At 35.7% G+C, this 22,229-nt stretch carries 23 protein-coding genes and 1 tRNA gene; 11 read left to right on the forward strand and 13 right to left on the reverse strand.

The window, feature by feature from the left end:
* The first annotated feature begins 64 nt into the window (after positions 1-64).
* The 3 genes from BKH41_RS05620 to BKH41_RS05630 all read left to right on the forward strand — a co-directional run bounded on the left by BKH41_RS05620 (position 65) and on the right by BKH41_RS05630 (position 2,379).
* Entirely contained in the window at positions 65-907 is an 843-nt protein-coding gene (locus BKH41_RS05620; RefSeq protein ID WP_095297838.1) for a tetratricopeptide repeat protein, read from the forward strand.
* A gap of 98 nt (positions 908-1,005) precedes the next feature.
* Positions 1,006-2,052 (forward strand): putative sulfate exporter family transporter, encoded by a 1,047-nt coding sequence (locus BKH41_RS05625; RefSeq protein ID WP_095297840.1) that lies wholly within the window; start codon positions 1,006-1,008, stop codon positions 2,050-2,052.
* A gap of 12 nt (positions 2,053-2,064) precedes the next feature.
* Positions 2,065-2,379, forward strand: a complete 315-nt coding sequence (locus tag BKH41_RS05630; RefSeq protein ID WP_095297842.1) for a thioredoxin family protein — start codon at positions 2,065-2,067, stop codon at positions 2,377-2,379.
* A gap of 69 nt (positions 2,380-2,448) precedes the next feature.
* Here the strand turns inward: BKH41_RS05630 and BKH41_RS05635 are convergent, their stop codons facing one another.
* Genes BKH41_RS05635 through pyrG form a run of 3 tightly spaced genes read right to left on the reverse strand, consistent with a single transcriptional unit; the run spans position 2,449 to position 6,523 of the window.
* Complete coding sequence (locus BKH41_RS05635; protein ID WP_095297844.1) at positions 2,449-3,339, reverse strand: RluA family pseudouridine synthase; 891 nt, start codon at positions 3,337-3,339, stop codon at positions 2,449-2,451.
* Positions 3,327-4,871 carry a single-stranded-DNA-specific exonuclease RecJ gene (gene recJ, locus BKH41_RS05640; protein ID WP_180762745.1) on the reverse strand — a complete coding sequence of 515 codons (1,545 nt, stop codon included), beginning with the start codon at positions 4,869-4,871 and terminating at the stop codon, positions 3,327-3,329. Before recJ ends, BKH41_RS05635 begins: the two co-directional genes overlap by 13 nt.
* A 20-nt stretch (positions 4,872-4,891) precedes the next feature.
* Positions 4,892-6,523 carry a CTP synthase (glutamine hydrolyzing) gene (gene pyrG / locus BKH41_RS05645; protein WP_095297848.1) on the reverse strand — a complete coding sequence of 544 codons (1,632 nt, stop codon included), beginning with the start codon at positions 6,521-6,523 and terminating at the stop codon, positions 4,892-4,894.
* A 131-nt stretch (positions 6,524-6,654) separates the two neighbouring features.
* Between pyrG and BKH41_RS05650 the strand changes: the two genes are divergently transcribed.
* Positions 6,655-7,869: a M48 family metallopeptidase gene (locus tag BKH41_RS05650; RefSeq protein ID WP_095297850.1), complete on the forward strand. Its 1,215-nt coding sequence runs from the start codon at positions 6,655-6,657 to the stop codon at positions 7,867-7,869.
* A 1-nt stretch (position 7,870) separates the two neighbouring features.
* The gene (locus tag BKH41_RS05655; RefSeq protein WP_095297853.1) at positions 7,871-8,719 is read left to right on the forward strand and encodes a HemK/PrmC family methyltransferase; all 849 of its coding nucleotides are present in this window, start codon (positions 7,871-7,873) and stop codon (positions 8,717-8,719) included.
* Positions 8,720-8,746: 27 nt separating this feature from the next.
* Here the strand turns inward: BKH41_RS05655 and BKH41_RS05660 are convergent, their stop codons facing one another.
* From BKH41_RS05660 to glmM, 4 genes are all read right to left on the reverse strand, one after another.
* Positions 8,747-9,187, reverse strand: a complete 441-nt coding sequence (locus BKH41_RS05660) for a copper resistance protein CopD (protein ID WP_095297855.1) — start codon at positions 9,185-9,187, stop codon at positions 8,747-8,749.
* A gap of 223 nt (positions 9,188-9,410) precedes the next feature.
* Positions 9,411-9,486 (reverse strand) — tRNA-Val (locus tag BKH41_RS05665).
* A gap of 51 nt (positions 9,487-9,537) precedes the next feature.
* Positions 9,538-9,996: a signal peptidase II gene (lspA, locus tag BKH41_RS05670; RefSeq protein WP_095297857.1), complete on the reverse strand. Its 459-nt coding sequence runs from the start codon at positions 9,994-9,996 to the stop codon at positions 9,538-9,540.
* A complete protein-coding gene (gene glmM / locus BKH41_RS05675) occupies positions 9,990-11,327 on the reverse strand; it encodes a phosphoglucosamine mutase (protein WP_095297906.1) in 1,338 nt (445 codons plus the stop codon). The genes lspA and glmM overlap by 7 nt, the downstream gene beginning before the upstream one ends.
* Before the next feature lie 88 nt (positions 11,328-11,415).
* Here glmM and rpsT point away from each other — a divergent pair, with 88 nt between their 5' ends.
* Complete coding sequence (gene rpsT / locus BKH41_RS05680) at positions 11,416-11,691, forward strand: 30S ribosomal protein S20 (RefSeq protein WP_095297859.1); 276 nt, start codon at positions 11,416-11,418, stop codon at positions 11,689-11,691.
* Positions 11,692-11,746: 55 nt separating this feature from the next.
* Entirely contained in the window at positions 11,747-12,814 is a 1,068-nt protein-coding gene (prfA, locus tag BKH41_RS05685) for a peptide chain release factor 1 (RefSeq protein ID WP_095297861.1), read from the forward strand.
* Between the two features lies 1 nt (position 12,815).
* Here the strand turns inward: prfA and BKH41_RS05690 are convergent, their stop codons facing one another.
* The 6 genes from BKH41_RS05690 to msrP form a co-directional block, all read right to left on the reverse strand.
* Complete coding sequence (locus BKH41_RS05690; RefSeq protein ID WP_180762746.1) at positions 12,816-13,646, reverse strand: cysteine ABC transporter substrate-binding protein; 831 nt, start codon at positions 13,644-13,646, stop codon at positions 12,816-12,818.
* A gap of 46 nt (positions 13,647-13,692) precedes the next feature.
* The gene (locus BKH41_RS05695; protein WP_095297866.1) at positions 13,693-14,442 is read right to left on the reverse strand and encodes an amino acid ABC transporter ATP-binding protein; all 750 of its coding nucleotides are present in this window, start codon (positions 14,440-14,442) and stop codon (positions 13,693-13,695) included.
* A 12-nt stretch (positions 14,443-14,454) separates the two neighbouring features.
* Positions 14,455-15,123, reverse strand: coding sequence for an amino acid ABC transporter permease (locus BKH41_RS05700; RefSeq protein ID WP_095297868.1), 669 nt, complete (start codon positions 15,121-15,123; stop codon positions 14,455-14,457).
* Entirely contained in the window at positions 15,123-15,776 is a 654-nt protein-coding gene (locus BKH41_RS05705; RefSeq protein WP_095297870.1) for an amino acid ABC transporter permease, read from the reverse strand. The genes BKH41_RS05700 and BKH41_RS05705 overlap by 1 nt, the downstream gene beginning before the upstream one ends.
* Positions 15,777-15,967: 191 nt before the next feature.
* Positions 15,968-17,317, reverse strand: coding sequence for an NADP-specific glutamate dehydrogenase (gene gdhA, locus BKH41_RS05710; protein ID WP_095297872.1), 1,350 nt, complete (start codon positions 17,315-17,317; stop codon positions 15,968-15,970).
* Between the two features lie 118 nt (positions 17,318-17,435).
* Positions 17,436-18,419, reverse strand: coding sequence for a protein-methionine-sulfoxide reductase catalytic subunit MsrP (gene msrP / locus BKH41_RS05715; protein WP_095297874.1), 984 nt, complete (start codon positions 18,417-18,419; stop codon positions 17,436-17,438).
* Between the two features lie 91 nt (positions 18,420-18,510).
* Here msrP and prfB point away from each other — a divergent pair, with 91 nt between their 5' ends.
* The 4 genes from prfB to purE all read left to right on the forward strand — a co-directional run bounded on the left by prfB (position 18,511) and on the right by purE (position 22,179).
* Positions 18,511-19,602, forward strand: a complete 1,092-nt coding sequence (prfB, locus tag BKH41_RS05720) for a peptide chain release factor 2 (RefSeq protein ID WP_095297876.1) — start codon at positions 18,511-18,513, stop codon at positions 19,600-19,602.
* Positions 19,603-19,664: 62 nt separating this feature from the next.
* Positions 19,665-20,390 carry a chemotaxis protein gene (locus tag BKH41_RS05725; protein WP_095297878.1) on the forward strand — a complete coding sequence of 242 codons (726 nt, stop codon included), beginning with the start codon at positions 19,665-19,667 and terminating at the stop codon, positions 20,388-20,390.
* The gene (locus tag BKH41_RS05730) at positions 20,391-21,680 is read left to right on the forward strand and encodes a peptidase U32 family protein (RefSeq protein ID WP_095297880.1); all 1,290 of its coding nucleotides are present in this window, start codon (positions 20,391-20,393) and stop codon (positions 21,678-21,680) included.
* Position 21,681: 1 nt separating this feature from the next.
* Positions 21,682-22,179, forward strand: coding sequence for a 5-(carboxyamino)imidazole ribonucleotide mutase (gene purE / locus BKH41_RS05735; protein WP_095297882.1), 498 nt, complete (start codon positions 21,682-21,684; stop codon positions 22,177-22,179).
* The last annotated feature ends 50 nt before the right edge of the window (positions 22,180-22,229 follow it).

Consider the following 22,229-nt stretch of genomic DNA (forward strand, 5'->3'; position numbering starts at 1 on the left):
AATTTTTTTCTAAGCAAAAAATAAGCATAATTCTAGAATTATAATATTTGAATAAGGAAGAATTATGAAAAAACTGATTTTTGTTTCGTTATTATTAGGGGTAATTTTTTATGGCTGTAGTGATCCTACTAAAATAAAAGAAAATGATACCCAAGAAGTTCAATCCTTAAAAACAGATTGTGCTGCTGGAGATTTGGAAAGTTGTGCAAATTTGGGCGCGAAATATGCTTTAGGGCAAGATATTAAAAAAGATATCGGTGCGGCAAAAACTTTGTTTAAAAAATCTTGTGATGGGGGCAATCCTACAGGATGCTATAATCTAGGGGTTATTGATAGAGATAAAAAAGATTATAAAAAGGCGATGGGTAAGTTTAAAGATTCTTGTGAAAAGGGATTTGGACAGGCTTGCTATAGTATCGGGGTGATGTATAAAAATGCCGAAGGTGTCGAGCAAGATTTAGATCTTAGTGCAGATATGTTTTCAAAGGCTTGTGATTTAAATAGTGCTTATGGATGCTTAGATGCTTGCGTATTTTATAAAGATGATGCTCAGGGCGATCGCGCTTTACCTCTATGTCAAAGGGCTTGTGAGTTGGGTAATGGGGCAGGCTGTTTCAATGCTAGCGATCTGTATTTCACAAAATATAAGGATATTCCAAATACATTGGCTTATTCAAAACGAGCTTGTGATTTGGGGGTAGATGTGGCTTGCTCAAACGTTGCATTTTTATACGCTGAAGGTAAAGACATTCCTAAGGATATAAAGAAAGCGGTGACTTATTTTGATAAGGCGTGTTCTTTGGGGAATGAGCAGGCTTGTAAAAATTCCGAAACAATCAAATCTGATTTAAGCAAGAATAATAAAAAGGTTTCGTCTGCAATTTCTAAACATTTGAAAAAAAACTGATTTTTTAGTTTTTTCAAGAATTTTTAAATTCAGAGTGATTTTTATTGCTTGTTGTAGTAAAATGCACTTAAACAACACTTTATGAGAAAGGCAATAAGATGTTAAATGCCAAAAGTATCGCGATTGTAAGTAGTTATTTTAATGGGATTATGCTTGTAGGGGTTATATCATTTGCCGCATTGTATTTTTCTGGTATTGATTTTATTAAACTTATGCATTTTTCTCCTTTATTGATAGGCGTTATTGTAGGAACACTGGCATCTTCTATTTTTAGGAGAGCAAAAAGTTCTACTGAAAAAGGTGTCAATTTCAGTGCTAAAAAACTTTTAAGATTGGGCATCATCCTTTATGGATTTAATGTTACTTTGAGTGAAATCACAAATCTTGGAGCATCTCCTATTATCATCGCATTTGTGGTTGTTGCAGTTATTTTTGTATTGGGAACTTATATAGGGATAAAACTTGGTCTTGATAGAGATATTGCGATGCTTGTGAGTGGAGGAAGTGCGGTATGCGGGGCTGCAGCAGTATTGGCTTTGGAATCTTCGATTAAATCTGAGCCTTATAAAGGAGTCGTTGCAGTTGGAACCGTAGTGGTTTTTGGAATTATTGCGATGTTTTTATATCCGATATTTTATAATATCGGGATTATTCCTTTAACCCCCATTCAAGAAGGCATTTATATCGGCGCTACTTTACACGAAGTAGCCAATGTTGCAGGTGCTGCAAGTTCTGTTTCTCCAGAAGCTGAAAGTGTAGCAGTAACAATTAAAATGATTCGTGTGATTTTATTGGTACCGTTGCTTTTAATCGTCTCTTATTTGGCAGCACATAATTCTCACGGAGGAAATCATAGAAAATTACATATTCCTTGGTTCGCTTTTGGATTTTTGGGAGTCGTTTTGTTGAATTCTTATATTTTTAAACTTTCTGATGGGATTATTTCAGAAGAAGTTTTAATTAAGATTATGGATGCTCTTAGGTATCTTTGTAATGTTTGCTTGGTATTTGCGATGGTTGCACTGGGATTGCAGGTAGATTTAAAGAAATTTATCACTTCTGGGGGAAAAGCGTTTGCGCTTGCGTTGATATTATTTGTTATTCTGATCATCGGGGGATTTCTATTGGTTAAATTTTTTACTTAAAGGAGAATTATTATGGTTGAACTTATCGATCGTTCCAAATTTGAGAATGAGGTTAAGGCGGGTTCTGTTATTGTTGATTTTGGTGCAGACTGGTGTCCAGACTGTCGTAGAATTGAGCCTATTATGGGAGCTTTGGCCAAAGAATATGATGGAAAAGTCAAAATTTTCAAGATCAATATTGATGCTGAAGAAGCTTTAAAAGATGAGCTTGGTGTCCGGAGGATTCCCACTCTTATTTTTTATAAAGATGGCAAAGAAGTTGGAGAGAGACTTGTAGAGCCTGACAATAGACTCCCGATAGAAACTGCTTTAAAAAAGATTTTATAAACTTAAATCATTAAAATTCGCAGATTAATGGTTTAATCTGCGAAGATTGATAAGTTTTTACGGATTTTTCTATTTTTGATATAAGTCTATTTTTGGCATATGAAAGCTTTTTATATGGTAGTGTAAATTCTTGTAAGTGAAACTTAAGCTTTGAGAATGGAGCATTAAGAGGGGGTTTTTATCTTCGTGTTCCTTTTTTCTCTCAAGGTAGTTCCTAGCTGTATTATCATCGACGCCATAAAGGGATTCTCCGATGATGCTATGTCCGATATGACTCAAATGGATTCGGATTTGATGTGTCCTGCCTGTGATAGGGATAACTTTTAAAAGCGTGGAATCTATTTTTTCATCATAAAAAAGAGGAAAAATTTTTGTAATGGATTTTTTTCCATCAGAAGCTATTGTGCAACGAATACTTAAATCTTTATGTTTATCTGCATTTTGAGGGACACAGATAGGGAGATCAATCGTTTGAGGCGTACATATTTTTCCTTTCACAAAAGCAAGATATTCTTTTTGGACTTGTTTTTTTGCAAAGAGTTCTTTGAGTGAGGCTTCATAGCATTTTTTTCTACTGATCATAATCAACCCACTTGTTTCATAATCAAGTCTGTGGATAGGATTTGCCTCTTGCCCAAATTCTGATTTGATGGCATCACAAAGACTGAAATGCTCAAAATATCCCTTCGGGTGGACAAGCATTTTGGAAGGCTTGTCATAAACGGCAAAAAATGGAGTTATAAAAATCGGCTTGAGATTCATAGAGACGGGTTTGAAGTAAGTGAGTTCAACGCTTCCTGCTATTATTTGGGATTTATGAACGGGCAAGGTATTTTGTTTGAGACGCTGCTTATCTAAATGTCTTTGGGCTTCTTTTTGCGAACATCCTAAGGCTTCCATTACAAATAAAAAAGCTTTCTTTGGAGAATTTAATGTAAAATTTTTGGTTATAAAAGGCATTTTGTGATAGTTTTTAAAATCATTAAAGGAGCTCCGCTAAAACTATCTCTTTGGAGATGAAAGCTGATATTGACTTGTTCATTTTCTTTGTAAAATGTTTCGCAAAAAAATGACATCGCTTTTTGTTTGCGGTAAGAAATATTGAACTCTAACTGCTGATGAAGCGATTTGAGCACTTTACTTGAAGCGATTCTTAAATTGTTGCATATGAAGCCAGGTTGCGGATTTCCCTGTCCATAAGGTTCAAATTGTTCAAGTATTTTCAGGAGTTCATTATCAATATCATCGGGGTTCAAAATCCCCAGATTTTCATTCGGCTCTTTTTCTTCAGTTTCAGGCATTTCAAAATCCTTGAGAGCCTCAAAGAATGGCTCTAAGTTCTTTTGTTCTAACTGAAGTCCGATGGCTTTGGCGTGTCCTCCAAATTGTGTAAAAAATCTTGAATGAGCATTGAGTGCTTCAATCAAATTGATATTTCCATAGCTACGAGCACTTCCTTTGAGTTTGTCGTCTTTTTGATTCAATACGATTGCAGGTCTATTGTAGTTTTGAGAAAGATTTGCTGCAACAATACCTAACACTCCCTCGTGCCAATCTTTTCCATAGGCAATCACGCAGTTTTTTCCGACTAAGGAGGTATTTTTGGCGAGTTCCAAAATATTTTGAGCAGTCATTTTTCTCTCTTGATTGAGTCTGTTTAAGTCTTGATATAGTTTTTGTGCGATTTCTTTATCTTTTTCAAGGAAAAATTTTGCGGCCAGATTTCCATCCCCCATTCTACCAGCGCTGTTGATGAGAGGGGCTATAGAGTAGGCAATGTCTTGAGCGGTAATGTTTTTTGTTTTCAATCCGTTTTTGAGTATTTGATTAGGAATTGCATCAGATTCGATAAATTTTTTCAGACCTGTTTTAACCAAAAGTTTATTGATTTTTACAAGTGGCATCATATCAGCAATCGTTGCAATACAGACTAAATCAAGCAATGAAACCAAAGAGATCTCTAATCCCATTTTTATCTTGATAGCATTGCATAAATACCAAGACAATGTGGCACCACAAACTTCTTTTTGAGGAAAATTACAATCAGTTTGTTGGGGATTAATGATTGCATCAGCTTCAGGAAGAATGTCTTTAAGGGTATGATGATCGGTAATGATAAAAGAAATTTTATTTTTTTTGCAATATTCCCCAGTTTCAAATGCACTGATGCCATTATCAACGGTAATGACAATGTCGGCGGGATTTTTTTCCACAATAGTTTTGCTGATTCCATAACCGTCGCTAAAGCGATTGGGAATAATATAGCTGATGTTTTGATAGCCGATGATATCAAAAAATCGCATCATAATTACGCAAGATGTGATGCCATCAACATCATAATCTCCCACAACTAAGATTTTTCGATTGTTTTTTATGCCTTCTGATATGATGGTAGCAGCAATTTGAGCATCTTTGAATTCATAAGGGTGGGGGAGTTGTTTGAGAGATGTAAATGCATCGTCTTTAAATCTTTGGGCTAAAATATTTTCCACTTCCTGTTTGCTCAAGAAATTCATTTGTTTTGAAATTCCAAAGATTTTTTAACGAATTCTAAGATAATAGGGTTGGGGTTTTGTAACCTTGAGGTAAATTCAGGATGGAACTGCACACCGACGAAAAATGGATGATTGCTAATTTCTACAGCTTCGATCAGTCCATTTGAAGATTCCCCGCTGATAATCATCCCGTTTTTTTCAAGATCTTTTCTATATTTGGGATTGGCTTCATATCGGTGTCGGTGACGCTCTTTGATGATAGGTCGTTCACTATAGGCTTTGGATAGTTTTGTGCCTTGTTTGATTTTGCATTCGTATTCGCCTAGTCTCATCGTCCCCCCCATAGGTGATTGATGGGTGCGAATTTGTTCTTTTCCCTGTTGGTCAATAAAGTCTTCAATCAAGTAGATAAAAGGATTTTTTGTATCGGGCTGAAACTCTGTGGAGTCAGCGTCTTTGATTCCCAATACATTTCTAGCAAACTCGACAATAGAAAGCTGCATTCCCAAACAAATCCCTAAGAAAGGTATCTTTTTTTCCCTTGCATATTTGATAGCTTCAATTTTGCCTTTTACGCCTCTTTCCCCAAATCCACCTGGAATGAGTATGCCATCGACATCATCAAGAGTAAAAAGAGTCTCTAAAGAGAGATTTTCGCTGTCTATCCATTTTATATTTACACGCGTATCGGTATTTGCTCCTGCGTGTGTAAGGGCTTCTGTGAGGGATTTATAGGATTCTTTGAGAGTGAGGTATTTGCCGACAAAGCCAATGGTGATGGAGTCTTTAGGGGAAATGATTTTTTTGACCAATATATCCCATTCATCCATTTTTGGTTTTAACTCACCGAGCTTGAAGCGTCTTGCAATCGGGGTGAGAATATCCTCTTTTAAGAAATTGATCGGGCATTTATAAATACTTTCGGCATCTTCAGCCACAATCACGCTATCATCATCTACATCGCAACTCAAGGCAAGCTTTTTTTTCAATTCTTTGCTTAAAGGTTTTTCGCAACGCGCTAAAATAATTTGTGGAGAAATGCCGATACGCCTGAGTTCTTGGACAGAATGTTGTGTCGGTTTTGTTTTTAACTCTCCGGCTGCCTTGATTAGAGGGATAAGCGTTACGTGAATACTAATGACAAGATCATTTCCAAGTTCGTGCTTCATTTGTCTCATCGCTTCCAAATAGGGCATTCCTTCCATATCTCCAACCGTTCCCCCTAGCTCAACGACCAAAAAATCACTCCCTGAGCCTGCGATCTTGATTCTGTTTTTTATTTCATCTACAATATGAGGTACGATTTGAATGGTTTTTCCTAGATATTTACCATGTCTTTCATTTTCGATGACAGAGAGATAGATTTGCCCTGTTGTAAAGTTGTTTTGCTTGGAGAAATCTTTATTCAAAAATCTCTCATAATGTCCAATGTCAAGGTCAGTTTCAGCCCCATCAAAAGTGACAAATACTTCCCCGTGCTCTAAGGGACTCATTGTGCCAGGATCTACATTGATATAGGGATCGATTTTTAAAATGGAAACCTGATGCCCCGAATGTTTTAGCAGCGTTGCGATTGAAGAGGAAGAAATACCCTTTCCAAGAGAGCTTAATACGCCTCCTGTGACGAATATATATTTTGTTTGTTTCATCGTTGTTCCCAAATATTTTTTCGATATCTTAATCAAAATGGAGTTAAAAGTGATTTAATTTCGGATAGATTTATGCTTTTAATGTAGAATTCGTCCCATTTTAAAAATTTTAAAAAATATTGGGTGATGAGATGCTTTATTTATCGGGATTGATATTTATTATTTTTTACACGCTCCCAAGCCTTGTGTTGGCTTATTTGCAGTTCAGACATATTGAATTTAGGTTAAAGCAAACGCCTGTAATTTTATCTGCGAAAGACTATTGTGAAGCGGGCAGATATTCCTTAGAAAAGTTAAAAGTTTCTATGGTTCAAAATATTGTCGAACTTTTTGTCTTTTTATTTTGGATTAGCGTTGGGTTTTGGTTGCTTCAGGGTATTTTTGAAACATTGGGATTTTCAGAGAGGATAAGTTCTTTGGCTTTTGTGTTGGTGTTTTTGAGTGTAGGGTTTATCATTTCTTTGCCAACGAGTTTTTATACGACGATGGTTTTGGATAAAAAATTCGGCTTCAGTAAAAATACTTTGGGATTGTTTTTTAAAGACGCTTTAAAAAGCTTTGCAATGTTGATATTCATTGGAGGAACATTGGTATTTTTATTGCTTGAAGTGATAAAAAGATTCTCTTATTGGTGGCTTGAGGGCTTTTTTTTACTTTTTATTTTTACGATTTTGGTAAATGTTTTGTACCCGATGTTGATTGCTCCGATTTTCAATAAATTTACACCGCTTAATGACAATCTTTTGCGAGAAAAAATAGAGGCAATGATGCAAAAAGTTGGTTTTAAAAGTAGTGGGATTTTCGTGATGGATGCTAGTAAGCGAGATGGGAGATTGAATGCCTATTTTGGGGGCTTAGGGAAGTCTAAGCGAGTTGTATTATTTGATACTTTGCTTGAAAAGGTTTCTCAGGAGGGGTTGCTTTCGATTTTAGGTCACGAATTGGGGCATTTTAAGCACAAGGATATTTTTAAAAATATTTTCATCATCGGGATTCTTTTATTTATCGTTTTTTTTATTGCAGGAAATTTGCCTGAAACATTTTTTGAGTCAATGGGAGTTTCTGCAAATCCTGCTGTAACGATTACATTTTTAATTCTCATCGTTCCTGTGATTTCATTTTTAATGATGCCAATTATAGGTTATTTCAGTCGAAAAGCCGAATATAGAGCCGATGAATTTGGAGCAAAGCTTACAAGTAAATATTGTTTGGCTGAGGCCTTGATTCGCATCGTAAATGAAAATAAGGCATTCCCTTGTTCTCATCCTGCCTATATATTTTTCTATTATACCCATCCGCCGCTATTAAAGAGACTAGAAGCTTTGGATTATCATATGGAGAAATGAGTTGAATATTCTTAAAGCTCTTGAGTATGCTAAAAAAGAGCTTTTGCATTCTAAATTTGATAGCAACATTCGAGTTGGTTTAGAGGCTGAGTTGCTTTTGAGCTTTGTATTGGATTCGACAAGAGAATGGTTGCACGCTTGGAGTGATCGCGAGATAAAAAAAAATGAATTTGATAAATTTATGGAATGTGTTTATAGACGAACTCAAGGCGAACCTATAGAGTATATCATTCAAAAAGTGAGTTTTTGTAGCGAGAGTTTTTATGTGGATAAAAGAGTCTTGATTCCAAGACCTGAAACAGAAATTTTAGTTCAAAAAGCTCAAGCTCTCATTGAAGCTGAAGAGATTTTTGAAGTGGGCGAAATAGGCGTAGGGAGTGGGATCATTTCGATTATGCTGGGACTTTTATGTCCAAAAATATCCATCATTGCTACAGATATTTCACCTTTAGCCATTGAAGTTGCCCAAATTAATCTCAATGCGTTTGCCACATCTTCCAATAGACTTAAAGAACGCATAACTTTGATGCATACCGATTTATTTGAAGGGGTCAAGTCCTTGCCTAAACTTTTGATTTCAAACCCTCCTTATATTGCCAAAAACTATCTGCTGTCTGAAAATGTTTTATATGAACCGCATACGGCTTTATTTGGAGGTAAAAACGGGGATGAAGTATTGCAAGCTATTATTGAATTTGGTGGGCAAAAGGGAATCAAGTTTTTGGCTTGTGAGATAGGATATGATCAAAAAGAGTGTATGGAGACATATCTTTTAGATCAAGGCTATCAGGGTGTTTTTTATAAGGATTTGAGCGGATTTTACAGAGGTTTTATTGCTTATTTGCAATAATTTTTCTATGTTTTAGAAAATTTGGCTTCATACATAAAACATCATTTTTGCCAAAACAACGATAAAAAATCCGAGCAAAAGTGCTATGGGATGGATGATCTTACCTATAGGGCTAGGCTTTTTAAGGATGAATTTGTAAGTTAAGGAAATGATAATCATTGCAAAAATACTAAATGCAAAAACTATTTTCAACATCAGGAGTTTTTGGAGGTTTGAGCTGAAATAGCCGCTGTCTTTGCCGATATATTGACTCACCATCATTCCGCCCGTTATAAGGAGCAACAAGACGCATAAAGGCATAATTTTTGTGCCTCTTGTTCCAATTGCGCTTGCGGCTTTTTTTGCAATTTCACTCCCGAATGTTTTTTTAATATTTGGAAAAATAAAAATATCAAAAAACAAATAGCCTAGAAAAATAATGGCACAAATCAGATGGATGATCAGAATAAAAGGATAAATCGTTTGCATATTTTTCCTTATAAAGATTTAAATTTTAAGAAGTATATCAAAATTGCCTAAGAAAAAATTGATTGATGTCAATAAATTTTATGTTATTTTTGCATATTTGTTATTTTACATTATGTATGGTTCTATATAAATATAGAAATAAAAACTATAGGATTAAACTTTAAAATGTGTGATGAAGGGGTATCAATAGATGATGATTGCATATGGAATGAAAAAGGAATTATGGTGGCCACGATTGGATTCGAACCAACGACCACTACCATGTCAAGGTAGTGCTCTACCAACTGAGCTACGCGACCTGTTAAAAATCATCAACGTATAAAACAAGAGGAGCGATTATACAATAGGGATTATTTGGTTTTACTTAAAAGCATTTTTAAAATCAAAATCCCTACACCCACATCGATCATTGCATCAGCGAAGTTAAATACTGCAAACTCAAAACCATAGTGCCAATAAATATAATCGACAACCCCTCCGTGAATGAATCTATCCAAAATATTTGAAAACCCAGCGCCAAATATAATCCCAAAAACATAATCATTGCGGATAAAAAACTCCCTTTGGCGTATAAGCAAAAATCCCATCAAGACGACTAAAAAAATCTGCAGATACTTCAGCCAATCACCCAAAAAACTAAGCATCGAAAAAGCTACGCCTCGATTAAAAACAAGAATGATTGAAAGTGCCTCACTCTCCCAGCGCAAACCTCCCAATATTAAATATTTTATCCATTGATCAAGGGCAAAAACCAAAATAAATCCAAAACCAAAAATCAAAAAAGACTTTTTCAATTGCTTATTTAACAAAGTTTTTCCTTTAAAAACTCACTCAAATCTTTTATCATCGCCTCAAGCAGAGCTTTATCCTTTCCTTCCAATAAAATTCTAAGCTTATTTTCGGTGCCAGAATACCGTACTAAATGCCTGATGCCGGCATTTTGTATTTCTTTTAGATATTCTTGATAGCCCTGCAAAGATTCAAGCGGCTTTTTTTGTTCGATTGAAAGATTGATGAGTTTTTGGGGATAAAGTTCAAAAGGATTTAAAATCTCTGCACTTTTCTTTTTACTTTTTGTCATCAATGCCATTACCTGAAGGGCACTCACCAAACCATCTCCGGTTTTTGCATAGTCGCCAAAGATAATATGTCCGCTTTGCTCACCTCCAAAATTCACGTTATTTTTTTGCATTTCATCACACACGTATTTATCACCCACATTACACCGAATTAAATCAATTTTATGTTCCTTAAAATACTCTTCCAAGGCCAAATTACTCATCACAGTAGCGACAACTTTATTATTGCTCAACCTGCCTAAAGATTGTTGATAAATACCCAATGCACCAATAAGCTTATCCCCATCAACAGCATTTCCTTTATTGTCAATTACCACCAATCGGTCAGCATCACCATCAAGTGCAAAACCGATATCGGCGCGATAACGCTTTACCTCATCACTGAGTGCAAGAGGATGCATAGCTCCACATTGTGCGTTGATATTGTAGCCGTTGGGTTCATCATTAATCACAACTACATCAGCCCCCAGTTCCTCAAATACGGTAGGAGCTACCTTGTAGCCCGCACCATTAGCCGTATCGACAACCACACGAATGCCCTGCAAATTTAAATCCTTTGGAAAAGAGTTTTTTAAATGCATAATATAACGTCCCACCACGTCATCAATGCGTTTGGAGCTTCCTATTTCAGATCCGGTTTTGTAACTGCGTGCAATCAGTGCATCATCATAAAATAATTTTTCAATTTCAATTTCAGCTTTTTCGCCCAATTTATAACCAAAACGATCAAAAAACTTGATACCGTTATCTTCATAAGGGTTATGACTCGCACTGATCATTATTCCGGCATCACAACGCATATCTTCAGTCAAAAATGCAACTGCAGGAGTTGGCATTGGACCGACTTGAATCACATCATAACCTACTGACGTAAGGGCACTTACCAAAGCATTTTCTATCATATAGCCACTTCGTCTAGTATCTTTACCCACTAAAATCTTGTTGGTAATCGAATGTTTTCGAAAATACAATCCCGCCGCTGCACCCAATTTAATCACAAGCATTGGAGTAATATCTACGCCGGCTCTACCCCTCACACCATCGGTTCCAAAAATTTTCATTGCAACATCTCCAAATTTAAACTGCATTTAATTAAAACTTAGGCATAATTTTGCCTTAAGAAAAATTATAAAAGGATTAACCAAGACAATGGCGAATCATAAATCTGCGGAAAAAAGAATCAGACAAACCGAAAAAAGAACAGAGAGAAATAGATATTACAGAACGCGAATCAAAAATATTATCAAAGCGGTCAGAGAAGCAGTCAGTGCTAATGATATTGCAAAAGCTCAAGAAAGTCTCAAAGTAGCTAACAAAGAACTTCATAAATTTGTCACTAAGGGCATTATCAAGAAAAATACCGCTTCTAGAAGAGTTTCTAGATTAAACGCTTCTGTAAAAAAAATCGCTTTTAAAGTAGCTTAAGCCCATATTTGGCTTTAGCCCATTAGTATCCAAATATTTTATTTAAGAATACTCTATGCTCGTTCAAAAACTTACCCCAATTATTCAGCGTTATGATGAAATTTCTACTCTGTTGCTTGATCCTGAAATCATTAAGGATATCAAAAAATTAACTACCTTCAGTAAAGAACAAAGCGATATTGAAGAAGTTACCCAAACAGCAAAAAAATATATCAGCACTCTAGAATCCATCAAAGAAAACAAACTCTTACTTGAAGACAAAGAGCTTAATGAGCTTGCCAAAGAAGAACTTAAAAGTTTAGAAACAGAAAAAAATTCTCTTGAATTACAAATAAAAACACTCCTTATACCCAAAGATCCTAATGACAATAAAAATATTTATTTGGAATTGCGAGCTGGAACTGGGGGAGATGAAGCGGGTATTTTTGTCGGCGATCTTTTTCGAGCCTACTGCCGCTATTCAGATCTTAAAAAATGGAAAGTAGAAATCATCAGTTCAAGTGAAAACAATTTCGGAGGGTATAAAGAAATCATCGCCCTGATAAAAGGAGGAGGCGCTTACTCCAGACTCAAATATGAAGCAGGCACGCACAGGGTTCAGAGAGTTCCTGAAACAGAATCTCAAGGAAGAATTCATACTTCAGCCATTACCGTAGCCATTATGCCTGAAGTGGATGATGTTGAAATTACACTCAATCCAAACGATCTTAAAGTAGAAGTTTTTCGTGCTGGGGGACATGGCGGACAATGTGTCAATACTACAGATTCTGCAGTCCGCATTACGCACATTCCCACAGGTATCAGCGTCTCAATGCAAGATGAAAAATCGCAACATAAAAATAAAGATAAAGCGATGAAAATCCTTAAAGCTAGAATTTATGAAGCGCAATTAGAAGAACAAAAAATGCAGAATTCAGAAACTAGAAAATCTCAGGTTGGCAGTGGGGATCGAAGCGAAAGAATCAGAACTTACAATTATCCTCAAAATAGACTGACTGATCACCGTATCGGGGTTACCCTGTATAGTTTAGAAGAAATAATGCTAACAGGTAATTTGGATACAATCATTGATCCTCTCATTGCTCATACCCAAAGCGAAGCAATGGGGAGCATTGAGCAATAAATTATTCAAAGATCACTGAAGCAGGATTAATATCGGTTCCATAAATTGGAGCAAGTGTAGCATCATAAGCCTGTTTCATAAAACCTTCTTTTGTTAGCACCTTAATTTCCTCATTGAGCCAATCCAAAAGATCTTTATCTCCTTTTTTTACAGCTGGAGCAATTACATCTTGATCTCCAAGAGAGGAAATTGAAACCACAAATCCCGGATTTTCCTTTGCCCAAGCAAAAAGAAGCGTATTGTCGTGAGCCAAAGCATTTGCTCTTCCATTTTTTAAGGCTAAAAATGCTTCGGTATTCTGATCATATTTAAGCAAATTAATCTCTGGATAGTTTTTAGAAAAATAAAAATCGGCAGTGGTTCCTTTATTCACAATCAATTGTTTGCCCTTGAGTTCATCGACATTTTTAATTTTTCCATTTTTTGAAACCACTCCAAGAGCGACTTTCATATAAGGAGTTGCGAAATCTACGACTTCTTCACGTTCTTTGGTCTTTGTGAAATTTGCCATAATGATATCAACCTTACCTGATTTGAGAAACTCTACCCTAGCTGCAGCTTCGACAGGAATAAATTCGATTTTTTTTTCATCTCCAAGCAAATCTTTCGCCAATCTCTTTGCAATATAAACATCAAAGCCTTCATATTGTCCTTGTGTATTTACAAAACCAAAAGGCGGTTTATCACTAAATACACCTACTCGAAGCACGCCTCTTTCTTTGATTTTTGCAATAGAATCTTTTTCTTTTTCTGAAGAATTTGAACATGCATTGATCAACAATGCAGCAGCTAACATTAAACCAAAAACAGAAAATGCTTTATAAAATTTCATTATTTTTCCTTCAATAAATTTGAATCTCTACATTAACACAAAAATTTTAAAAACCACCCAAAAAATCAAAAATATCAAGAAATTTTTTTGCTCGCTCTGATTTTGGGGAACAAAAAAACTCCTCAGGAGTGTTTTCTTCAACCACAACCCCCTGATCAAAAAAAACAATCCTATCAGCAACAGCCCTAGCAAATTTCATTTCATGGGTTACAATAATCATACTCATCCCCTCTTTAGCAAGCTCCAAAATAACTTCTAAAACTTCTTTAACCATTTCAGGATCTAAAGAAGCAGTCACTTCATCAAAAAGCATTATTTCAGGATTCATACACAATGCTCGCACAATTGCAACCCGTTGTTTCTGTCCTCCGCTAAGTTCCTTAGGATAAGCATCTTTCTTGCTTTCAAGCCCAACGCGTTTAAGCAACTCTAATGTCTGTTTTTCTACATTTCTTTTCGGACGTTTTTGAACTTTCAAGGGTCCTAATAAAATATTTTCCATCACACTCATATGTGGGAATAAATCATAACTTTGAAAAACCATTCCAATTTTTTGGCGAATTAAATTCCAATTTGTATTTGGAGAACTGATTATTTTCCCATCAAAAAAAATCTCGCCACCTTGTATCTCTTCAAGTCCGTTTAAACATCGCAGAAAAGTACTCTTACCACATCCACTCGAACCAAGTATGACCACAACTTCACTTTTTTTGATTTTAAAATCAATTCCATTTAAAACGATGTGATTTTTATCATAAAATTTTCTAAGGTTTTTTACTTCCAGAAGCGTTTCCATATAAAGTCTCTCTTAATATTGATATTTTAATTCAAGTTTTGCACTCAAAACAGAAAGCGGATAACAAAGAAAAAAATAAATCGCAAAAATCGTCCCATATACCCAAAAACTTGCATCTGGAATCCGTAGAATATTGACTTCAATAATCTGTTGTCCGACTTTGAGTAAATCCACAACACCAATCAGCGCTACCAAAGAAGTGGTTTTGATTATTCTTGTAAATAGGTTAATACTAGCAGGCAATAAACGCACAATAGCCTGAGGAAAGATAACAAAAACAGCTATTAAAAGATCATTCAATCCTAAAGCTTTTGCACTTTGGGATTGATGTTTGGGTATGGAGGTCAAAGCCCCTCTTGTTAAGTCGCCCATTTCGGCTGTTCCCCATAAGCTAAAAACGATAATGCTTGCAATTTGTCCATTAATATGAAGACCCGAAAATGTAGAAAAACCAAAATATACAATAAAAAGCCAAGCCAAAATGGGAATAATACGAATGCTTTCAAGATAAAAACGACAGATAAACCTGATCCAAGAAGATCCAAAGGCCATTGTAAAACCCATTGCCAATCCGCAAAAAATCGAAAAAAGAATTGAAATCACAGAAATATAAAGCGTAATAAAAATTCCTTCAAGCAAGCGCTTTATAGTATCAATTTCAAAAATAAAAGAACCTTCCATCACGATCTCTTTTTGTAATAATGCTCAAGTGCTACAAATAAAGCTGAAATTGGGAGTAAAACGATTAAATATGCTCCTATAAGCATAAGCAAAGCTTCAGTCGTCTTATAATAAGTGCCGATCAAATCTTTTGTTACAAACATCACATCAGCCAAAGCAATCGCACTTACAACGGAAGTTTCTTTTAATAAGAAAATCGCATTTGCACCTATTGAAGGCATCGAAACGGCTAAACTTTGAGGAAAAATAACATAATAAATCATCTGAAAACGATTTAATCCCAAACTTAAACCCGCTTCTATCTGCACATTACTCACTGCATTCAATCCTGAACGAAAGCTTTCAGCCATATAGCTCCCACCTAAAAAAGCCAGACCCACAATTGCGCAATGATAAGCACTCAACACAATACCTATTTCACTCAAACCATAATAAAGAAAAAACAACTGTATCAGTAGTGGAGTGTTTCTAGACACCTCGATATAGAAATTTGCAAGATTTTTCAAAAATCTTACCTGATAAAAAAGAATCAAAGAAATAAAAAATCCTATCAAAATAGAAAAAGCAATTCCAAAAAATGAAATACCCAAAGTCAAGTATAAACCCTTAACGTATGCAGGTATGGAGTCTATCATAAATTGCCAATCCAGCATTAATATAATCCTCTTTGAGTGATATTGGCGTTTATTATATTATTTTATTTGTTAAAAGCAATTCCATATCCAAAGGATTTATCAAATCATCTAAGGTTTAAATTTTAAGTTTTCACAGAAATTTTTACTTATAAAAATAAATTTCACAATAACATTTTCTCTTCAATATTCTATTGAAGAGAAAATCAAGACTATAAAACACCCTGATCAATCATTGCATCTGCAACTTTTCTAAATCCTGCAATATTTGCTCCTAAAACAAGATTAGTGGGATCGCCAAACTCTTTAGCTGTTTGAGAAGCATTGGTAAAAATACTTTCCATAATACTATAGAGTTTTTTATCCACGACTTCAAAATCCCAAGGATGCATACTTGCATTTTGAGCCATCTCCAATCCACTGACTGCAACACCTCCGGCATTAGCAGCCTTGCCAGGTCCATAGCAAATCTTTGCTTTCAAAAACAAATCCGTCGCTTCTAATGTTGAGGGCATATTTGCTCCTTCAGCAACGCATTTACAACCATTTTGCAATAAAGTTTCAGCATCTTTGGCGTTAATCTCATTTTCTGTGGCACTTGGAAATGCCGCAAAACAAGGAATATTCCAAACTCCATTAGTTCCAGGTTTATAATCACTGACTTTTGTATATTTAGCCTGAGGTCTGAATTTGATATATTCTTCTAAACTCACTCTCTTAACCTCTTTAAGTTCTTTGAGCAATGCGACATCAATACCGCTATCATCATAAATCATTCCCTTAGAATCGCTTACAGTAACGGGTTTAGCGCCCAAATGATAAAGTTTTTCTGCTGTATAAATCGCTACGTTTCCGCTCCCTGAAATAGTGCAAACTTTCCCTGCAAGGCTTTCTTTCCGTTCTTTGAGCATTTCTTGAGCAAAATAAACACAACCATATCCAGTTGCTTCAGGTCTTACCAAGCTACCTCCCCAATTCAAGCCTTTTCCTGTCAATACTCCTTCAAATCGGTTTGTGAGTTTTCTGTATTGACCAAATAAATAGCCGATTTCACGCCCTCCAACCCCAATATCACCTGCAGGTACATCGGTATGTGCTCCAATATGACGGTATAATTCATTCATAAAAGCTTGGCAAAATCTCATCACTTCCCCATCGCTTTTGCCTTTGGGATCAAAATCACTCCCTCCTTTTCCTCCTCCCATTGCCAAAGTTGTTAAAGAATTTTTAAATATTTGTTCAAAACCCAAGAATTTAATGATGCTTTCATTGACACTAGGATGAAAACGAAGCCCGCCTTTATAAGGACCTATTGCAGAATTAAATTCGATTCTATAGCCTCTATTGACTTGAACTTGCCCTTGATCATCTACCCACGTAACGCGAAAATAAATCTCTCGATCAGGAACGACCAAACGCTCTAAAATTGCATTTTTCTGATATTTTTTATCTTTTTCAATAGCTGGGGAAAGAGAAGTTAAAACTTCTCCAACCGCCTGATGGAATTCTTTTTGACTTGGATGTTTGGCTTTAACTTTTTCAATGATACTATCTACATACATTCTTTTAACCTCTTGTTTAGTTTTTGTATCGTATTTCATTCTATCGCAATAAACTTAAAAAATCTCGCAAAAGACTAGAATTATGAATTTATTTTATTTCTCAATTGCATTCCAAAAATCAATAATTTTTCCTCAAATCCATCCCCGCATAAAGTCTCCCAACTTCCTCCCCATACCCGTTAAACATTTCTGTAGGGATTTTGTTAAAGCCAAATCCATCCCCAATAAAACGCTCGCTTGCTTGTGACCATCTAGGATGGGCAACATTAGGATTGACATTAGCATAAAATCCATATTCAGAACTATCCAAGCTCGTCCAAGTAGAAACTGGTATTTTTTCAACCAAAGTTATTCTAATGATTGATTTGATATTTTTAAATCCGTATTTCCAAGGCACTATTAACCGGAGCGGAGCGCCATTCTGATTAGGTAAGGTCTTGCCATACATACCCACAGCTAGTATTGTAAGTTTATGGTTCGCTTCATCAAGCCTCAATCCCTCTTTATAAGGAAACTTGATATAGCCTCCTAAAGAAGGATTTTTTATCGCAGGCATTGTATTTTGAACAGCCGTCTCAAATAAAACAAATTTTGCATTTCCTTTGGGTTTGACTAATTTAAGCAAATCGCCAAGTTCAAACCCTAACCACGGAATATTCATACTCCAAGCCTCCACACAGCGAAAATGGTAGATTCTTTCTTGAAGTTGCATTTTTTTAAGAATATCTTCTAAGGAAATTTTTATCGGACTATGTACCTCCCCATCAATAACGACACTCCAAGGATTTGTTTGAAGAACATTAGCCCGATGATAGGGGTCTTCTTTTTGCATACCAAATTCATAAAAATTATTATAAGTAGTGGCTTTTTCATAAGGAGTCAAAGGGCTTTGAAAATAATTTGAATCCGTTTGATAGGGATAGGTGTTTTTATTTATTTTCACACTTTTTGCATCTAAACCTTCAAGCATATCTATTCCAAAAACGCTTCCGATTCCTAAAATCCCAATCGCTTTAAGTATCTTTCTGCGATTTTCATAGTTTTCTTGAGGTGTGATTAAGTTTTCAGAAATTTCACAAGGTTTTTTTACTTTTATTAACATCTGACTTTCTTCTTCAAATTTTATTTTGAACTATACATTATTTTTGTAGAATTCGCATAAATCAACATCTCATAAAAGCTAAAGGTCATCAATGGATTCATACGAATACGGCGAATTACTCAAAGAATTGAAAAATAAATGCGAAAATATAGCCAAAATCATTAAGCCTCAAGACCTGCAAGCAAGATTAAAAAATATCTTACAAACCCAGCAAAATCCAGAATTTTGGAACGATGCCAAAAAGGCAGGTGAAATCAGTAAAGAAAAAGCAAAAATCGAACGGATGCTTCAAACTTATGAGCAGGCAAAATCCTCCATAGAAGATGCTCTTGAGCTTTTTGATCTTGCATCTTCAGATGCAGACACAACAACTTTAGAATTGCTTTTTATGGAGGCTTCAAGTTTAGAATCAAAGATTAAAAAAGTTGAGATAGAAGTGATGTTAAGCGGAGAAAACGATAGTGCAAATGCAATTGTAACGATACAGCCTGGTGCAGGTGGCACAGAAAGTCAAGATTGGGGCAGTATTTTGTACCGTATGTATCTTAGATGGGCGGAACGCAGAGGTTTTAAAGCAGAAATTCTTGATTACCAAGATGGCGAGGAGGCTGGAATTAAGGGTGTTGCTTTCCTTATTAAAGGTGAAAATGCCTATGGTTATATGAAAAGTGAAAATGGCGTACATCGTCTTGTGCGCATTTCTCCTTTTGATGCCAATGCCAAACGCCATACAAGCTTTGCAAGCGTTCAGGTAAGCCCAGAACTTGATGATAGTATTGATATTGTCATAGAAGAAAAAGATCTTAGAATTGATACTTACAGGGCAAGCGGAGCAGGTGGGCAACACGTCAATAAAACAGAATCTGCCATACGCATTACACATTTGCCCACAGGTATCGTCGTGCAATGCCAAAATGACAGGAGCCAACACAAAAACAAAGCAACGGCTTTAAAAATGCTAAAATCTAAACTTTATGAGTTAGAGCTTGAAAAACAAAATACCGCAAGTGCCAACGAAGAAAAAAGTGAGATCGGTTGGGGCCATCAAATTAGAAGCTATGTGCTTGCTCCCTATCAGCAAGTCAAAGATGCTAGAAGCGCTACAGCTTACAGTAATGTAGAAGCAATTCTTGATGGCGACCTCGATGATATTATCGAGGGGGTTTTGGTATCAAAAGCTTGAATTTTTAATCTAAAATATACGAAATTAACTTTATAATCATAGAGTTAATTCAAGGAGAAATAATGACCCAAGAAGAATTAGACGCTTTGATAATGTCGGAAAATTCGAGTTTAGAAGAGAATGCCACAACTAGTGAAGAAATCTCTAATGATGTTTCTCAACCCAAAGAACAAGATTTGCAAAAAACTGATGATGACCTGAGTGCAGCTTTTGTTGATCCTAAAAATTACAAGGTCGAAGCAAATAAAAAATGGCCTCCTCCTCCACCTACAGACGACCATAAAGTCGTTCATCAGCTTGATGATGTCACAAAAGATTCCGAAGTGAAAGCAACTCAAATTTTTGACCAACTTGATCATATTGGAGCGAATGCAGAAAAAATCATAAAATCCATCAAGCCTTTAAATCAATATCTAAAAAATCATTCCGAAATTTTTAAAAAATTATCACAAAAATTCCCGAATGTAGAAGTTTTTAAAACATCTTTAGAAGAAACAGAAGAAATCTTAAAAACAATAAATTCCATTAATGATGACGCTAATGATTGTGTCGATGCATCAATGCAAGCGATGGATATTATGCAGTTTCAAGATATCCATCGTCAAAAAATTGAACGTGTCATCAATGTGATGAGGGCTTTGGCTCAATATATGAATTCTCTCTTTGAAGGCAAGATTGATGACTCTAAACGCGTAAGTTCTGCCGTTTATATTGCTGGAGACGACAAAGAAGATATGGCAAGTGAAGATGATATTGAGGCATTGATCGCATCATTTGGTAAAAAATAAATGCCAAATATTTCCTCCAAAAAAGTTCAACTTCTTTCCCCTGCAGGGAATCTGACAAAATTAAAAATCGCTTTAAATTATGGTGCTGACGCAGTTTATGGAGGAGTCAGCCATTTTTCTTTGAGAAACAGAGCGGGTAAAGATTTTGACTTAGAAACTTTCAAAGAGGGGATTGATTATGCTCACTCTTTGGGTAAAAAGGTATTTGTCACTATCAATGGTTTTCCATTCAATTCCCAACTCAAACTTTTAGAAGACCACATTATTAAAATGACAGAATTAAACCCCGATGCTTTCATTGTTGCAACTCCTGGCGTTGTAAAGTTGAGTAAAAAAATTGCCCCGCACATTCCTATCCATCTTTCTACGCAAGCAAACGTGCTAAACGTTTTGGACGCTGAGGTATTTTATGAAATGGGTGTCAAAAGAATCGTTGCGGCAAGAGAATTAAGTTTGAGCGATGCTGTACAAATCAAAAAATATTTGCCCGATCTTGAAATTGAAATTTTTGTGCATGGCAGTATGTGTTTTGCATTTTCAGGCAGGTGTCTCATATCTGCACTTCAAAACGGAAGAGTTCCTAATCGCGGAAGTTGTGCAAATGATTGCAGGTTTGATTATGAATATTATGTGAAAAATCCTGAAAATGGCGTTATGATGAGACTTGAAGAAGAGGAAGGCATTGGTACACACATCTTTAATGCCAAAGATCTCAACCTTGCAAGCCAAATCGCTCAGATTTTAGACTCTGGTGCGATTGATGCCCTAAAAATTGAAGGCCGTACAAAATCAACTTATTACGCCGGACTCACTGCTAGAACTTATAGAATGGCAATAGAAGATTATTACAACAATGAACAAAATCCATCGCTTTATCAAAATGAATTGCACACGCTTAAAAATCGTGGTTTCACCGATGGCTATATCGTTAGACGCCCTTTTGAAAGGCTTGATACCCAAAACCATCAAACCGCTATTAGTGAGGGAGATTATCAAGTTAATGGAGAAATCGATGAGAGCGGAGAATATTTTTTATGCAAATACACGACTGAAATAGGAAAAACTTACGAAATCGTTGCACCCCTAGAGAGCAAAATCAAATCTGTTTTTAATGATATCGGTAAAATCTATGAATACAATGGAAAACATTATCTCTGTCTCAATAAAATCATCTTGAAAAATGATAAAGAATTGGATGCAATTCACAGTGGCAATATCAATCCTGTAAGGCTACCTCATAAATTACCTGCATATAGTTTTTTAAGAATCAAAACAAACCAAAGGAACTAAAATGGATTTTGTATCAATCATTATGGGAAGTAAAAGCGATTGGGGAGTTATGAGCGAATGTGTCGAAATCTTTAAACGTTTTGATATTAAGTATGAAGTCATTATCAGTTCGGCCCACAGAAGTCCAGACAGAACAAGGCAGTATGTTGAAGAAGCTCAAAAAAAAGGTGCACAAGTCTTTATCGCAGCAGCAGGAATGGCAGCTCATCTTGCAGGAGCAATAGCAGCTCAAACTTGCAGACCTGTAATCGGTGTCCCTTTAAGTGGAGGAGCTTTAGATGGTTTAGATGCTTTGCTTTCTACTGTTCAAATGCCAGCAGGTATGCCTGTAGGAACTCTTGCTATTGGCAAAGCCGGAGCAATTAACGCTGCTTATATGGCACTCCAAATCCTTAGCCTAAAAAATAATGAACTTTATGATAAATTGATTAAAGATAGGGCTTTAAAAGCCAAAAAGCTTGAATCTGATTCCCAAGAAATAGAGGTTAGAATTTCTTAATTCAAATTGCAAGTGCCATATATTCCAAAATATATATAAATAAGGGTTCT

Origin of the sequence: Helicobacter sp. 12S02232-10, from assembly GCF_002272895.1 — a bacterium.
GTDB lineage: Bacteria > Campylobacterota > Campylobacteria > Campylobacterales > Helicobacteraceae > Helicobacter_J.